The organism is Pedobacter sp. CAN_A7, assembly GCF_015752175.1.
Classification (GTDB): Bacteria; Bacteroidota; Bacteroidia; order Sphingobacteriales; family Sphingobacteriaceae; genus Pedobacter.
Genome location: NZ_JADOUW010000002.1, coordinates 806,601 through 822,138 on the forward strand (window position 1 = coordinate 806,601; position 15,538 = coordinate 822,138).

Below are 15,538 nucleotides of genomic sequence, written 5' to 3' on the forward strand. Positions count from 1 at the left end.
AGTCTAGCCTCTGCCACCAAAGATTTTGCTGATCACCCAAATGATCAGGGCAAGGACAATGACCACTAAAATTACACCAGACCAAACGCCGGCTTTAAATATTCCTTCTATAGCAGAACAACTGGTTAAAGTGGTCATCAATAAAACCACAAGGCTGAGTGGAAGATACTTTTTCATATTCATAATTTTTGTTTGTATGGTAAATAACAATAGATGATGAAAATGGTTTGTTTCCCCTATTATTTAGCCTCTATTGAGATTAATTCTATTTCAAAAATCAGGTCGCTATAAGCAGGGATCTGCGGTCCGGCAGCGCGTTCGCCATAGGCTAAAGCATAAGGAACGAAGAATTTATACTTAGCACCAGTTGGCATCAGTTGTAAACCTTCCGTCCAACCTGGTATCACATTATTTACGGATAAAGGTGTGGCTTCACCGCGGTCATAAGAGCTGTCGAATTGTGTACCATCTAACAAAGTACCTTTGTAATGCACCTTTACCGATGCCGTAGGACCAGGTTTTGCACCTGTTCCGGGCGTTATGACCTGGTATTGTAAACCACTGGCGGTGGTCACCACACCTGCAACTTGTTTATTCTTTTCGAAAAATGCTTTGCCTGCCGCGATACTTGCTGCATGCTGTTTCTTACTGCTTTCCTGGAAAAAGTTGCTGATGGCTTTTTGTGCCTCATCGGTGCTTAATACTGCTTTCTCATTTTTAAAAGCTTCTGTTAGTGCTTTATTTAATAAGCTATAGTTTAAACTGGTAATGCCAGCACCCTTAAGGTTATTACCCATCATGATGCCAAAGGAATAACTGGCAGAATCAAGGCTGTTTTTTAAAACCGGGGCCATGCTTACCGAAGGTGGAGCAACTGCTTTTTTAACAGGGGCCTTTTTTGTTTGTGCCATCGCCGTAGCGGCAAACAAAGAAACCACAAGGGTTAATGTAACTTTATTCATGTTGTGCGTTGTAGTGGTTCGATGATTAGACAAAAAAATAAGCACCTGTTAGGGGTGCTTATCTTTTTTAAAGGGTATTAAAACTAGAAACGTTCGTCGGCAGAAAAGAAGAAATCTCCCTCAATTTGCGCGTTTTCGTCAGAATCTGATCCATGAACAGCGTTAGCGTCAATAGATTTCGCATATTTTTGACGGATTGTACCTTGATCTGCTTTAGATGGATCAGTAGCACCGATTAATTTTCTGAAATCTTCTATAGCGTTATCTTTTTCTAAAATAGCAGCAACGATAGGTCCTGAAGACATGAAGCTTACTAAATCATTGTAGAAAGGACGTTCACTGTGGATTTCATAAAACTTTCCTGCAGTTTCTGCAGTCAGTTTAGTGTATTTTAATGCAACGATTTTGAAACCTGCAGCAGTAATGTCATTGATAATTGCACCGATGTGGCCATTCGCAACTGCGTCTGGTTTGATCATCGTAAAAGTTCTATTTGTAGCCATTTTATTTAAATTTTTTTGCAAAATTACATTTATTACGCTTAATATTAAAGCTTGAAATATTATCACCATCAATTCATCATTAAATTGTTAGCTTTGTAGCGGAATATATGCTATCACTTTCACAACTAAAAACTTTGCTGGCTACGCCGCAAAAAATTGTAATTACCACCCATCACAAACCTGATGGCGATGCTATGGGCTCCTCTCTAGGGCTATACGCCTATTTGATCCAGAAAGGTCACCACGTAAAGGTCATTACCCCAACAGACTATCCCTACTTTTTGCACTGGCTACCTAACAATTCTGATGTGATTATTTACACAGATGAGCAGGAAAAATCAGCAGCACTTGTAGCGGAAGCAGCCATCATCTTTTGTTTGGATTTCAATACCTTAACCAGGATTAATGAATTAGGAGAACTGATTCGTCAGGCACCTGGCTATAAGGCTATGATCGACCATCACCTGGATCCTGAAGATTTTGATGATTACCGGCACTGGAACATTAATGCCTGTGCAGCAGCACAACTGGTATACGATTTTATTGTCAACGAGATGGAAGACGGTGCTTTTTTAACCAAGGATATTGCAACTTGTTTATACACCGGGATCATGACCGATTCAGGTTCTTTCCGTTTCCCATCGGCTACGTCAACGGTTTATCGCATTGGTGCCGACTTAATTGATGCAGGTGCAGAACATTGGAGAATTCACCAGCTGGTATACGATAACGCTACAGAAAACCGTTTACGTTTCTTAGGTAATTGTTTATCCAACAAACTGGAGGTTATAAAAGAACATAATACTGCTATTATTACCGTGACGGCAGAAGAACTTGCGCATTATAATATTGTTACGGGCGATACGGAAGGGATTGTAAATTATGCCTTATCGGTAAACGGTATCCGTTTAGCGGCTTTTATTATTGAAAGAAAAGATAAAGTAAAAATATCACTGCGTTCAACGGGCGACTTCCCGGCTAACGAAATTTGCAGGAAATATTTTAATGGAGGCGGGCACAGGAATGCTGCGGGTGGAGTTTCGGAATTGGGATTAACAGAAACAGTAGCTTATTTTAAATCTATTTTACCGGAATATAAAACACAATTACTACTCTGATAGGAAGTAGTAATTGCAACGATAAACAAACAAACAACTTATTTAAGGCCATTGGTCTTGACTTACAAATTAATAACGACAAAAAACGCGATGAAAAAAAGTTTAGTAATTCTTTTTGCGGCTACACTTGGTTTAGCTGCTTGTAACAACTACGAAAAAGGACCAGGTGGATTAATGTACAAAGTACATCATTCTGCAGGTAACGAAAAGATTAAAGAAGGTGATATTATTAAATTGAACTTTATTCAGAAAAATGAAAAAGATTCAATTATGGCTAATACCTATGACCTGGAGCAACCACAAGTATTTCCTGTAGGAAAGAAAATGTATGCAGGTGATATGAATGATGTATTATACCTTTTTGGTGAAGGTGATAGTGCAACGTTTAAATTAGACCTGGACACAATGGCTAAATACTCAGGTACACCGAAACCAGAAGCACTTAAAAATGATAAATTTTTAGTGTTCACCGTTAAAGTGGAAAAAGTATTGAAAAAAGGCGCAAATGAAGCTGATTCTGCTTTCCAGGAAAAAGCAAAAGATTTCTTTATGAAAGATTACCAGGCAGCAATTGATAAACACAAATCAACTGAAGCAGGTAAAATCAAAAAATATATTGCTGATAACAACCTTAAAGTTCAAACTACAGCTTCTGGTTTACAATATATAATTTCTACACCAGGTTCTGCTGAGAAACCAGTAGTTGGTGACACCATTATGGTAAACTATACTGGTAAATTAACCACGAAAAAAACAGATGGTAAAGACAATATTTTCGATACCAGCGATGCCAAAATTGCTAAGGAATCAGGTAAATTTAACGCTGCGGCACAATATGGCCCACGTGAATTTGCTTTAGGCAGAGCAATTCCTGGATTTGACGAAGGTTTGCAAATGTTAGGTAAAGGTGGTAAAGCCACTTTCATCATCCCTTCTAAATTAGCTTATGGTGAGAATGGTATGCCTCAGGGTGGTATCAATCCTTACACACCATTGGTTTTTGAAGTGGAACTAACAGACATCAAAAAACCTACAGGTGCTCCGGCAGCTGGTGGTGGTTCAGTAACTGCTACTCCTGTTCAATAAAACATAAGCTTTCGAGCATTCTGAAAACCCTGTCCAACGCCTTGGACAGGGTTTTTTTATGCCATTAATTCTTTTTCAATACCTTTGTTTTTATGCAATTAACCGATACACATACCCACCAGTACTACGAAAGGGACGAACAGAAACAAAAGGAATTGATGCAGCGCTGTTTTGATGCGCAGGTAACGCGTTTATTTTTACCTAATGTAGATGTGGCATCAATCGCGATGATTGATGAGCTGGTGGAACGTTACCCGGAACATTGTTTCGCAATGGCAGGTCTGCATCCTTGTGATGTGAAGGAAGGTTATGAAGCGGTATTGGCAACCATCAAACAGTCGGTAACCGGCAGGAAGATCGTCGCCATTGGCGAGATTGGCATTGACCTCTACTGGGATAAAACGACACTGGATATTCAGGTTGCCGCTTTTAAGGAACAGATTGCCTGGGCCAAACAGCTTGACCTGCCCATTGTGATCCACTGTAGGGAAGCCTTTGATGAAGTATTTGCGGTGCTGGAAGCCGAAAAGGAGGAGCAACTGCGGGGCATTCTGCATTGTTTTACCGGCAATTTCGATCAGGCATTACAGGCTATAGACTTAGGTTTTTACCTGGGTATTGGTGGTGTGGTCACCTATAAAAAAGCGGGCTTAGATGAAGTATTAAGAAATGTGCCGCTTGAGCACCTTGTGCTGGAAACAGATTCGCCTTACCTGTCACCAGTTCCCTTTCGTGGAAAGCCAAATGAAAGCAGTTACCTGCTGCATGTAGCGAATAAAGTAGCAGAAATTTACAACCTTTCGGTAGAAGAGGTGGCAGCCGTGACGACCGAGAATTCAAAAAAGATCTTTTTAGTTTAATAGCGCATGACAAAAATATTAATCATCTATACCGGTGGTACCATCGGGATGGTCAACAACCCACTCACGGGAACCTTGATGCCTTTTGATTTTGAGCAGATCAAAAACAATGTACCTGAAATGGCACGCCTGAATTACCACTTTGAAGTTTATTCCTTTGATCCCATTCTGGATTCCTCTAATATGCATCCCGATACCTGGGTAAAGCTTGCCAGGATCATTGAAAGTAACTATGATCATTTTGATGGTTTTGTTATTCTGCATGGCTCCGATACCATGGCTTATACCGCATCGGCCTTGAGTTTTATGTTAGAAAACCTGGGTAAGCCGGTGGTGCTCACAGGTTCACAATTACCCATCGGGGAGATCAGAACAGATGCTAAAGAGAATTTTATTACGGCACTCGAAATTGCGGCAACAAAAAAACACGGGAAGGCCATGGTGCCCGAAGTATGCATTTATTTCGACTATCAGCTGTTTCGCGGTAACCGCGCCATTAAATATAATGCTGAGAATTTCGAAGCCTTCCGCACACCCAATTACCATAAACTGGCCGTAGCGGGTGTACACCTTACTTTTTTTAAAAATTACATTAGCCAGGTGCCTGCTGGGCCATTAAAAGTGCATGCCGATTTTAATGCCAATATTGGTGTGTTAAAGATGTACCCGGGAATCAGTATTTCTGCTGTGCAGGCGGTTACACGCTCATCGGTAGATGCCATTATTCTGGAGACCTTTGGTGCTGGTAATACCAATACAGAACCCTGGTTTATCGAAACACTGCAGGAAGCCATCAATGCCGGCAAAATTCTTGTTGACATTTCTCAATGCCAGGTAGGCTCGGTAGAACTGGGTAAATATGAAACCAGTAAAATGCTGCAGCAAATGGGCGTGGTGAGCGGTTATGACATGACTTTCGAAGCTGCAGTAACCAAACTGATGTATGTAATGGGACTTGGCATGAGTGTTGAAGAAACTTCCAAGTTAATGTCACAATCTCTTCGGGGCGAACTCAGTGCTTAAGTTTACGGGATAATAGCTTATTTTTGTGCCTTTAAACTAATTGTTGATGAAAATAGAACAGATCTATACCGGCTGTCTGGCCGAAGCCGCCTATTATATAGAAAGTAATGGTGAAGCCGCCATTATAGATCCATTAAGAGAAGTTGATGCTTACCTGAAAAAGGCAGAACGCAACAATGCCACAATCAAGTATATTTTTGAAACACATTTCCATGCCGACTTTGTGTCGGGACATATTGACCTGTCAAGGAAATCGGGTGCAAAGATTGTCTATGGCCCTACGGCCGACACGTCTTTCGAATCTGTAGTGGCAGCTGACGGGCAGGTATTTGAAATAGGTGATATTACACTTACGGTATTACATACGCCTGGACATACCCCAGAATCGACTTCTTACTTGTTGAAAGATGCCGGGGGTAAACCCTTTTGTGTTTTTACAGGAGACACCTTATTCATAGGTGATGTTGGTCGCCCTGATTTAGCACAGCAAGGGGAGCTGACCATGGAAGATATGGCTGCTACGTTATATGATTCGCTGCACAATAAAATATTAAACCTGCCGGATGAGGTGTTAATTTACCCTGCCCATGGCGCCGGTTCTGCCTGTGGAAAACACATGAGCAAGGAAACTTTTGATACCCTGGGGCACCAGAAAGAAGTGAACTATGCGTTGAAAGCGACCACCAAAGAACAGTTTGTTAAAGAAGTAACGGAAGGTATTTTACCTCCTCCTCAATATTTTGCTAAAAATGCTGCTTTAAACAGGCTCGGTTATGAAAATGTAGACGAGGTCTATGAGAAGGGCCTTAACCCTTTAGATGCGGAAGCTTTTGAGCTTTTAGCTAACCGTACCGGTGCCTTATTGCTCGATACGAGGGATCCGGAAGTGTTTGCCCAGGGATTTATCCCCTCAGCAGTTAATATTGGCTTAAACGGGCAGTTTGCCCCATGGGTGGGTTCCTTAATTACTGACCTTGAACATCCTATTTTGTTAATTGTGGAAGTGGGTAAAGAACAGGAAGCCTTGACCCGCTTGTCAAGGGTAGGTTACGACAGCACCATAGGTTACCTGGAAGGTGGCATGGATGCCTGGATTGCTGCTGGCAAAGATGTGGAATCCATTGAATCGATGTCGGCCGCCGACTTTGTACACTTAAGTAATGCAGCTGAAAACGTCAATGTTCTCGATGTGCGTAAACCTGGAGAGTACGAGGCGGGGCACCTGGAGGAGGCGGCATTGATGCCATTGGATTATATTAACGACTGGACTACAGAACTTAAACCCACCGAAAAATACTATATACATTGTGCCGGAGGATACCGTTCCATGATTGCGGCCTCTATTCTGAAAGCACGTGGCATAGACCAGGTGGTGAATGTAGCAGGCGGTTATGCAGCCATAAAGGCGCAACAAGTCTAACCTTTATGGGCGCATTTTTATGTGCCTTATTAAAGGAAATTAATTTATGTTTGTGAATAACATTATAACCTGAATGCCGGGAATAAATCAGATTAAACTACCCATAGCTGCCGATATTTCGGTTTTCGAAGCGAAGTTCAAAGCATCTATGCATAGCGATGCGCCCTTGCTAGACCGCATTACACATTATATTGTGAAGCGCAAAGGCAAGCAGATACGCCCCATGTTTGTGTTCTTTGCGGCTAAACTTTGCGGTGGAATCTTAGAATCTACCCATCGAGGTGCTGCACTGGTAGAACTGCTTCATACTGCCACCCTGGTGCATGACGATGTGGTGGATAATGCCTATGAACGTCGCGGCTTTTTCTCTATCAATGCCTTATGGAAAAATAAAGTAGCCGTATTGGTTGGAGATTACCTCCTGGCCAAAGGGTTATTGTTGTCTGTAAATAACCAGGAGTTTAAACTGTTGCAAATTGTATCGGAAGCGGTGAAACAAATGAGTGAAGGTGAATTGCTGCAAATTGAAAAGGTACGCCGGATGGACATTAGTGAAAGTCTGTATTTCGATGTGATCCGCCAGAAAACCGCTTCTTTAATTGCTTCCTGCTGTGCCTGTGGCGCGGCATCGGCTGGTGCCAGTGATGAAGTTGTTGAGAAAATGCGGCTCTTTGGGGAGAAAGTAGGCATTGCTTTTCAGATCAAAGATGATACATTTGATTTTGGTACCGATAACGTTGGTAAACCATTAGGAATCGATATTAAAGAAAAGAAAGTGACTTTACCTTTGATTTATGCGCTGAACCAGGCGGATAAGGCGGAGAAAAAAAGAATCATTAACCTGGTAAAAAACCATAAGGATGATCCTTTGAAAATACAGGAAATTATTAATTTCGTTAACGAAAAAGAAGGGGTTCGTTATGCCCATGATAAGATGCTTGAATACCAGGAAGAAGCTTTTGCCATTTTGCAAACCTTTGAGCCTGGTGATGCACGTACAGGGTTGGAACAACTGGTGCGTTACACCACTGAAAGAAAGAAATAAATAGAAGATACATATGATGAAGGCGCTAATTGGTCTGTCCTTGCTTTGCTGCAGTTTATCCCTTACTGCACAAGATGATTTTAATAAAGAATTCTCTGCCATCAATAGCGATATACAAGCGCATTCCAAAGCCTACTCCAATTTAAAGGCGGCCTCAGAACAGATCGGTCACCGCTTAACAGGTTCAGCAAACGGCGCAAAAGCAGAGGCTTATGCTTACAACCTATTGAAATCTTACGGCTACCAGGTCAATTACCAGCCTTTTGAAGTAGAAAGCTGGAGCAGGTTAACCAATAACACTAAAATTGGTGGATCGGTAAACACCCTGCAGGACGTTCCATCTGTGGCCCTTGCCCATTCGCCTGTTCAGGCGCAGGTAACTGCTGAAGTGGTGGACCTGGGTAATGGATTAGCCGAAGATTACGTTAAAGACCAGGGAAAAGTGAAAGGTAAAATTGCCCTGGTTTACCTGGGTGTGTTACCCGGATCTCCGGAAGGCACGCCACGTTTGCACCGTTCAGAAAAAGCCGCACTGGCCATTGAAAATGGCGCCGTGGGCGTGATCATCATCAATACCGTAAAAAATAATGTGCTATTAACGGGTACCGCATCCGTTACGGGGAAGCTAATTGCCATCCCTGCCGTTTGTGTGGGTTTGGAAGACGGCACTAAAATTAAGGAATCACTTAAAACCGCAGCGGCATTTGCCAGCCTGCAGATGACTAACTTTTCTGGTCTAATAAAGGCCCGCAATGTGGTGGCCACCCTTAAAGGTGGTAAACTGGCGCAGGAGAAAATTGTAGTGGGTGGACATTTAGACAGCTGGGACCTGGCAACAGGCGCCATTGATAATGGCATCGGCTCTTTTGCCATCATCGATCAAGCCAGGGCTTTTAAGAAGCTCAAATTAAAGAACGATCGTACTATTGAGTTCGTGCTGTTTATGGGGGAGGAGCAAGGGTTATTAGGCTCTAAGGCCTATGTGGCTGCGGCTGATGCAGCGGGCAAGCTGGATGAGGTGAAATACATGTTAAACTATGATATGACCAACGATCCTAAGGGTTTTGCGACCAGCAGGGCAGAAATGAAAGGTTTGTTTACTTCATGGGGTGCCTCGATTACTCAACTGGATACCGGTTTCAAGAATATGTTTCATGCTGCGGCAGGTTTGCACAGCGATCACCAGCCTTTCCTGATGCAGGGAATTCCTGTAGGTGGTGGTTATGGCGGAAAACTGCCAAATAATGCGGGTTCTTTTTATCACTCCAACGGCGATTCATTTGCATTGGTAGATGAGCAAGGATTAAAAAATACGGTCCGGTACAGCACCATGCTGACTTATGCTTTGGCAAATACACCCACACTGCCTGTAAAAAGACAGACAGACCCGGAATTGCAAAAATTCTTAACGGATAGCGGACTCGAACTTCCTTTAAAAATTGCAGGTGAATGGAGATGGAAAGAAGAGGCTGATGCAAAACATTAACATTAAACAACTGGCTAAAGCCCTTAATTTATCGACGTCTACGGTATCCAGGGCTTTTCGTGATAACAGTGATATTAATAAGGAGACCAAGGAACGTATTCTGGCAAAGGCCAAAGAATTCCACTACCAGCCTAATCATTACGCCAGTAACTTGCGGGAGCAGCGCAGTAAAACCATTGCCGTCATTGTTCCTGAACTGGCTAACAACTTCTTTTCACAGGCCATACATGGCATTGAAAGGGTTGCCCGTGAAAAGGGTTACCACATCCTCATCTATGCCACAGGGGATGATTTTGAGAAAGAAGTTTCTTTTATACAACATTTACACAATGGCAGGGCCGATGGCATCATCATGTCGGTGTCAGGCGAAGCCAATGACCATACTTACCTGAATGAGTTGGCGCAAAAACGTTTGCCGCTGGTGTTCTTTGACCGGGTATACGAAGACATCATTACCCCAAGGGTAATTACCAACGATTATCAAAGTAGTTTCTCGGCCACACAGCACCTGATTAAACAAGGGTGTAAAAGAATTGCTTACCTGGTGATTAATAAAACCCTGTCCATCGGACACACCCGGATGCAGGGTTACCTGGATGCGCTCGAAAAGTATAAGATTCCTTTTGACGACCAGCTTGTGGTCGACTGCAGCAACAGCTATAAGGAAAATAATACCATCTTAAAAAAGATGCTGAAACAGCTGAAACCTGACGGCGTTTTTACTTCCGTAGAACGTTTAGCCTTTGCGACTTACTATGCTTGTTACGACCTGGATATTTCTATTCCTAATGAGGTGAAGGTGATTGGTTTTTCCAGTTTGGAAATAGCGCCTTTGCTCAATCCTTCCTTAACAACCATCACCCAACCGGCAACCTGTATCGGCATTGAAGCGGCCTCGCTTTTATTCAAAATGCTAGAAAATCCGGACGCCGTAAACAACAACCAAATGGTGGTTTTAGACTCCAAATTGGTGAAGCGGAAATCAACCGAAAAACAAGCTTAAAAACCTTCAAAAACACTCCTTTTTTCAGGCTTAAAAACACGCCAATTTTGCTAAAAACTTTTGGGATTTTTGGCAAAACGCGCGGAATTCCGCCGTCATCACGACGGTTAGGCAAGAAAAAGTTGCTCCATTTTCGGGAACGTTCCCGGTATCGTTCCCGAAAATAGGCAACGAAAAGACTTAGTGTATTTTTCACACCTTTTTGACGAAAAAAGCTTTATAAAATATTGATGATCAAAAGGAAGAGGAAAGAACTGTGCGTTTTTGAAAATATTAACTGAGCAATAAATCACCTATTTTTTTGCTTTTCGTAATATTAAATATGGCTATTAAAATTAAATTAATATTAAATTTTGAATTATAGTTTACTGGTGTAAATTTAGACTTAGTGTAATACACTAAGAAAGTTTATCAAATATTTATCCCAAAACACGAGTTCAAATATGAAAGTATTTTACCTTCTTAAGCCTTGTTTACTGTTGCTAATTGTCTTATCGACATTTGTAGCAAAGGCACAAACCAGCTCTTTAGCTGGAACCATTTTCGATGAGACCGGAACATCACTTCCAGGAGCATCGATTCAGATTAAAAGCCTGAACAGAAGTACAACCACTGATGTGAGTGGAAAGTACCGTTTGACAGGTTTACCTGCTGGGTCACATGTAGTGACTGTAAGTTATGTAGGTTACAGTCCGACAGAAGAAACCGTTAAAGTTTCAGGTCAGACGCAATTAGACTTCACCGTGAAGCCAGATGCGCAAAACCTGAATGAAGTAGTAGTCATTGGTTATGGTACCGTTCAGAAAAAGAACTTAACCGGATCGGTGAGTACAGTATCTTCTAAAGATTTCCAAACAGGTAACATCACTACACCAGAGCAATTGATTTCTGGTAAAGTAGCCGGTGTGCAAATTACCTCTAACAGTGGACAGCCAGGTGCCGGAAGTGTGATCCGTATCCGTGGTGGTGCATCCTTAAATGCAAGTAACGATCCTTTGATCGTTGTTGACGGGATTCCATTGAGTGGTTCGGCCATTGGCGGTGCTGCAAATCCATTAGCTTTAATCAACCCGAATGATATTGAAACGTTCACCGTATTGAAGGATGCTAATGCAACCGCAATTTATGGTTCAAGAGCATCAAATGGCGTAATCTTAATTACCACCAAAAAAGGGAAGTCAGGTGCGCCAGATATTAATTTCAGCACGGTAGCTTCTTACGGTACCATCGCTAAACAAGTAGATATGTTATCTGCCGAGCAGATCCGTGCCTATGTTGCGGCTAACGACAGGGCTTATGATGATGATCCTACCCATACGTTTTCATCACTTTTAGGTGATGCAAATACCAACTGGCAGGATGAAATTTTCCAGAATACTTTTACGACGGATAATAATTTAAGCATCTCTGGTTCCTTCAAGGATGTTCCTTACCGTGTTTCTTTTGGTTACCTGGATCAGCAAGGTTCGCTAATTACAGATCGTTTAAAACGTGCTTCAGGTGGATTCCGTATTTCTCCAAGTTTGTTTGATAACCATTTGAAGATTGATTTAAACCTGAAAGGTACTTTAAGTAATTCTCATTTCGCAAACACAGGCGCAGTAGGTGCGGCTTTACAGTTTGACCCTACACAACCTGTACACGCTGAAAATCAGTTTGGAAACTATTACGAATGGATTGCTGGTGATGTACCAAATCCAAACGCACCAAGAAACCCGGTTGGTTTGGTAAGGTTACAAAACAACGATGCCAAAGCTGATCGTTCATTCGGTAATGCGCAGGTTGACTATTCCTTCCATTTCCTGCCAGAATTACATGCAAATGTGAACGTAGGTTATGATATTTCAAAAGGTCAGGGCTGGACAAGAACCCCAGCTTTCGCTGCACAAAGTGCTGCAACCAGAGGATCAATGACTCATTTTCTGGCTAACCAGACAAACACTTTTGTAGAAGCTTACTTAAACTATACGAAAGATTTAACCGGTATCAACAGTAACATTAATGCCACTGCGGGTTATGGTTATTATGATAACAACAACAGAGATTACAAATTTGAAGAATACGATGCCGCTGGTAACGTACGTATAACCCCTAAATTCCCATTTGGTATTGAGCAAAATAAATTGCTTTCTTACTATGGTCGTTTAAACTACACCTTAGCAGATAAATATATTCTTTCGGCGACGATGAGAGCAGATGCTTCCTCTAAATTCTCTGAAGAAAATCGTTGGGGTTATTTCCCATCTGCAGGTTTTACCTGGAGAGCGATCGGTGAAGACTTCCTGAAAGACAGTGAAGTGATCTCTGACTTAAAAGTTCGTTTAAGTTACGGTTCAACAGGAAATAAGGATGGTATCGGAAATTACGATTACCTGTCTAAATACTACTTAAACTCAAATACTGGTCAATACCAGGTTGGTGATACCTTTTACGATTATTATTCTCCAGCTGCTTACGATCCTGACTTGAAATGGGAAACTACCCAAACTTATAACGCAGGTATCGATTACGGTTTTTTCAATGGTCGCCTTTACGGTAGTGTAGATGTGTACTACAAAAAAACCAAAGACTTGTTAAGTACTATTGATATTCCGGTAGGAACAAACTTTAGCAACAGGTTAACTACCAATGTGGGTAACATGGAAAATAAAGGTATAGAAGCCAGCTTGAACTTCAGCGCCATTAAAAGTGAAAACCTAAACTGGGATTTCGGCTTCAATGGAGCATATAACAAGAGGTTAGTGACTAACCTGACCCTTAACCCTGATGAAAACTTCAAGATTGATGCAGGTACAATTACAGGTGGAACAGGTATCAACGTTAAATACAATACCCCTAACCAGATTCCTGGAACTTTCTTCGTATACCAACAAGTATACAATGAAGCAGGTGTTCCTTTGGAAGGTGTATATGCCGACTTAAACGAAGATGGTGTGATCAATACCAGCGATCAGTACTACTACAAATCACCAGAGCCTCAGTTCTTGTTTGGTTTTACGACTTCGCTTAACTACAAAAAATGGACAGCAAGTACGGTGTTGAGAGCTAGTTTAGGTAATTACGTATACGATAACATCTCGTCAAACCTGGGTGTAAGGTCTAATATTTTAAGTCCTAGTGCTTTGGTTAACAATGCTAGTCCAGATGTTTTATTTACCAATTTCACGACCAATCAATACCTGAGCGATTACTATATCAAAAATGCTTCTTTCTTAAAAATGGACAATGTAAGTCTTGGATTTAATGCAGGAAACATTTCAAGAAATGGTACCGCTAACCTTAGGATCTCTGCTAACGTACAAAACGTTTTCGTGATCACTAATTATAATGGTATCGATCCGGAAGTTTCAAACGGTATTGATTACAGTATGTACCCTAGACCTAGAACGTTCTCTTTAGGTTTAAACCTTGGGTTTTAATTTTTAAAAAAAAGAAGAATGAAAAATTTACATAAAATATTAACCTTATCCCTGGTTTTATTGGTGTCAGTTGTTTCTTGTAAAAAAGAAGACCTGAACCTAACTCCGGTTAACGATAAAATAGCTTCCGATGTGTATAACTCACCGGCAGGTTACAAACAATCATTAGCTAAAATATACGCAAGTTTTGGTTTAACAGGTGCAGCTGGTGCTGGTGCAAGTGACCTTGGCGGTTTAGATCCAGGCTTCTCTGACTTCTTGAGGTTGTTCTGGACAGCGCAGGAATTGCCTACTGATGAGGCTCTTTGTTCATGGGGTGACGTAGGTTTGCCTGAATTGAATACTTCACTATGGTCTACAGATAACATCTTTTTGAGAGGTTTATACTCGAGAAGTATGTACCAGATTACGATAGCTAACGAATTCCTTCGGGAGAGCACGCCAGAAAAACTGGCTGAACGTAACATCACAGGTGCTGATGCAACAGACATACAGAAGTACAGAGCGGAAGCCCGTTTTTTACGTGCATTCCAGTACTGGGTATTGATGGATAACTTTGGTAATCCACCTTTCGTTACAGAAGCTGATTTAATTGGTAAAGTTTCTCCGAAACAAATTAGCCGTGCAGACTTGTTTAAATACGTAGAGTCAGAATTGTTGGCTATTGAGTCAGAAATGCCAGCTTCACGTTCAAATGAATACGGTCGTGCAGATCAAGGTGCAACCTGGGCTTTATTAGCCAGACTTTACCTGAACGCAGAGGTTTACACAGGTACAGCAAAGTACACAGAGGCGATCACTTACTCAAGTAAAGTAATCAATGCGGGTTATTCTTTAACCAAAGATTACAAAAACCTGTTTAGAACAGATAGTAAAGAAACGAGTAGTAACGAAATGATTCTGACCATCAATTACGATGGTGTTAAGAGCGAGAACTTCGGGGGTACCACTTACCTGATCAACGCGGCAGTTAATGCAGAAATGGATCCTAAATCATTTGGTATTCCTAACGGTGGCTGGGGTGGTAACAGAAGCAGAAGTAACCTGCCATTATTGTTTACTGATTACAGTGGTGCAACAGATAAACGCGCCATGTTCTTCGGTACAAAAGTAGCCAACGATGATGTTGCTGTTTTCTCTGATGGTTTAAGAATTACTAAATTCAAAAATACCACTTCTGCAGGTATTCCAGCGCCTTCAAATGGTGGAACTTTTGCCTCTTTAGATTTCCCATTGTTCAGGTTAGCAGAGCAATATTTAATCTATGGTGAGGCAGTTGCCCGTGGTGGTAACGGTGGTAGCCAGGCAGCAGCCTTAACCTATTTTAATGCATTACGTGAACGTGCTTATGGCAACTCCAATGGAAACGTTGCCGTGTTAAACGTGAATATGTTTATTGACGAGCGTGGACGTGAATTGTATTGGGAAGGTTTCAGACGCACAGATTTAGTACGTTACAAAAGATTCACAGAATCATCTTACGTATGGCCTTTCAAAGGTGGTGTTAAAGCAGGAACGGGTGTTGCTCAAACGAGAAACATTTTCCCTATCCCTACGGCAGATTTAATTGCCAACACCAACTTAGTTCAAAACCCAGGTTATTAATAAATATT

13 protein-coding genes are annotated in these 15,538 nt (G+C 41.6%); 10 read left to right on the forward strand and 3 right to left on the reverse strand.

Annotated elements, in window-relative coordinates; all coding sequences use genetic code 11:
- Positions 1-3: 3 nt before the first annotated feature.
- From IWX76_RS09650 to IWX76_RS09660, 3 genes are all read right to left on the reverse strand, one after another.
- Entirely contained in the window at positions 4-177 is a 174-nt protein-coding gene (locus IWX76_RS09650; protein WP_334641604.1) for a hypothetical protein, read from the reverse strand.
- Positions 178-239: 62 nt separating this feature from the next.
- The gene (locus IWX76_RS09655; protein ID WP_196859689.1) at positions 240-962 is read right to left on the reverse strand and encodes an FKBP-type peptidyl-prolyl cis-trans isomerase; all 723 of its coding nucleotides are present in this window, start codon (positions 960-962) and stop codon (positions 240-242) included.
- A gap of 83 nt (positions 963-1,045) precedes the next feature.
- Positions 1,046-1,465 (reverse strand): nucleoside-diphosphate kinase, encoded by a 420-nt coding sequence (locus IWX76_RS09660; RefSeq protein WP_196859690.1) that lies wholly within the window; start codon positions 1,463-1,465, stop codon positions 1,046-1,048.
- Positions 1,466-1,572: 107 nt separating this feature from the next.
- On the opposite strand from IWX76_RS09660, the gene IWX76_RS09665 reads away from it, so the two are divergent.
- The 10 genes from IWX76_RS09665 to IWX76_RS09710 all read left to right on the forward strand — a co-directional run bounded on the left by IWX76_RS09665 (position 1,573) and on the right by IWX76_RS09710 (position 15,530).
- Positions 1,573-2,583, forward strand: a complete 1,011-nt coding sequence (locus IWX76_RS09665; RefSeq protein ID WP_196859691.1) for a DHH family phosphoesterase — start codon at positions 1,573-1,575, stop codon at positions 2,581-2,583.
- A gap of 90 nt (positions 2,584-2,673) precedes the next feature.
- Positions 2,674-3,669, forward strand: coding sequence for an FKBP-type peptidyl-prolyl cis-trans isomerase (locus IWX76_RS09670; RefSeq protein ID WP_196859692.1), 996 nt, complete (start codon positions 2,674-2,676; stop codon positions 3,667-3,669).
- 92 nt (positions 3,670-3,761) lie between these two features.
- Positions 3,762-4,529 carry a TatD family hydrolase gene (locus IWX76_RS09675; protein ID WP_196859693.1) on the forward strand — a complete coding sequence of 256 codons (768 nt, stop codon included), beginning with the start codon at positions 3,762-3,764 and terminating at the stop codon, positions 4,527-4,529.
- A 6-nt stretch (positions 4,530-4,535) separates the two neighbouring features.
- A complete protein-coding gene (locus IWX76_RS09680) occupies positions 4,536-5,552 on the forward strand; it encodes an asparaginase (RefSeq protein WP_196859694.1) in 1,017 nt (338 codons plus the stop codon).
- Positions 5,553-5,598: 46 nt separating this feature from the next.
- Positions 5,599-6,972 (forward strand): MBL fold metallo-hydrolase, encoded by a 1,374-nt coding sequence (locus IWX76_RS09685; protein ID WP_196859695.1) that lies wholly within the window; start codon positions 5,599-5,601, stop codon positions 6,970-6,972.
- Positions 6,973-7,045: 73 nt separating this feature from the next.
- Positions 7,046-8,017, forward strand: a complete 972-nt coding sequence (locus IWX76_RS09690; protein ID WP_196859696.1) for a polyprenyl synthetase family protein — start codon at positions 7,046-7,048, stop codon at positions 8,015-8,017.
- Between the two features lie 13 nt (positions 8,018-8,030).
- Complete coding sequence (locus IWX76_RS09695; RefSeq protein ID WP_334641610.1) at positions 8,031-9,503, forward strand: M28 family peptidase; 1,473 nt, start codon at positions 8,031-8,033, stop codon at positions 9,501-9,503.
- On the forward strand, positions 9,490-10,506 hold the full coding sequence (locus tag IWX76_RS09700; RefSeq protein ID WP_196859697.1) for a LacI family DNA-binding transcriptional regulator: 1,017 nt from the start codon (positions 9,490-9,492) through the stop codon (positions 10,504-10,506). The genes IWX76_RS09695 and IWX76_RS09700 overlap by 14 nt, the downstream gene beginning before the upstream one ends.
- A 443-nt stretch (positions 10,507-10,949) precedes the next feature.
- Entirely contained in the window at positions 10,950-13,925 is a 2,976-nt protein-coding gene (locus tag IWX76_RS09705; RefSeq protein ID WP_196859698.1) for a SusC/RagA family TonB-linked outer membrane protein, read from the forward strand.
- Between the two features lie 18 nt (positions 13,926-13,943).
- Complete coding sequence (locus IWX76_RS09710) at positions 13,944-15,530, forward strand: RagB/SusD family nutrient uptake outer membrane protein (RefSeq protein WP_196859699.1); 1,587 nt, start codon at positions 13,944-13,946, stop codon at positions 15,528-15,530.
- Positions 15,531-15,538: the final 8 nt, after the last annotated feature.

Excerpts from the sequence above, each read along its gene's own strand:
- IWX76_RS09695 (WP_334641610.1), top strand. The coding sequence starts at position 8,031 with ATGATGAAGGCGCTAATTGGTCTGTCCTTGCTTTGCTGCAGTTTATCC.
- IWX76_RS09670 (WP_196859692.1), top strand. The coding sequence starts at position 2,674 with ATGAAAAAAAGTTTAGTAATTCTTTTTGCGGCTACACTTGGTTTAGCT.
- IWX76_RS09665 (WP_196859691.1), top strand. The coding sequence starts at position 1,573 with ATGCTATCACTTTCACAACTAAAAACTTTGCTGGCTACGCCGCAAAAA.
- IWX76_RS09680 (WP_196859694.1), top strand. The coding sequence starts at position 4,536 with ATGACAAAAATATTAATCATCTATACCGGTGGTACCATCGGGATGGTC.
- IWX76_RS09700 (WP_196859697.1), top strand. The coding sequence starts at position 9,490 with ATGCAAAACATTAACATTAAACAACTGGCTAAAGCCCTTAATTTATCG.
- IWX76_RS09685 (WP_196859695.1), top strand. The coding sequence starts at position 5,599 with ATGAAAATAGAACAGATCTATACCGGCTGTCTGGCCGAAGCCGCCTAT.
- IWX76_RS09675 (WP_196859693.1), top strand. The coding sequence starts at position 3,762 with ATGCAATTAACCGATACACATACCCACCAGTACTACGAAAGGGACGAA.
- IWX76_RS09710 (WP_196859699.1), top strand. The coding sequence starts at position 13,944 with ATGAAAAATTTACATAAAATATTAACCTTATCCCTGGTTTTATTGGTG.
- IWX76_RS09690 (WP_196859696.1), top strand. The coding sequence starts at position 7,046 with ATGCCGGGAATAAATCAGATTAAACTACCCATAGCTGCCGATATTTCG.
- IWX76_RS09650 (WP_334641604.1), bottom strand. The coding sequence starts at position 177 with ATGAAAAAGTATCTTCCACTCAGCCTTGTGGTTTTATTGATGACCACT.
- IWX76_RS09705 (WP_196859698.1), top strand. The coding sequence starts at position 10,950 with ATGAAAGTATTTTACCTTCTTAAGCCTTGTTTACTGTTGCTAATTGTC.
- IWX76_RS09660 (WP_196859690.1), bottom strand. The coding sequence starts at position 1,465 with ATGGCTACAAATAGAACTTTTACGATGATCAAACCAGACGCAGTTGCG.
- IWX76_RS09655 (WP_196859689.1), bottom strand. The coding sequence starts at position 962 with ATGAATAAAGTTACATTAACCCTTGTGGTTTCTTTGTTTGCCGCTACG.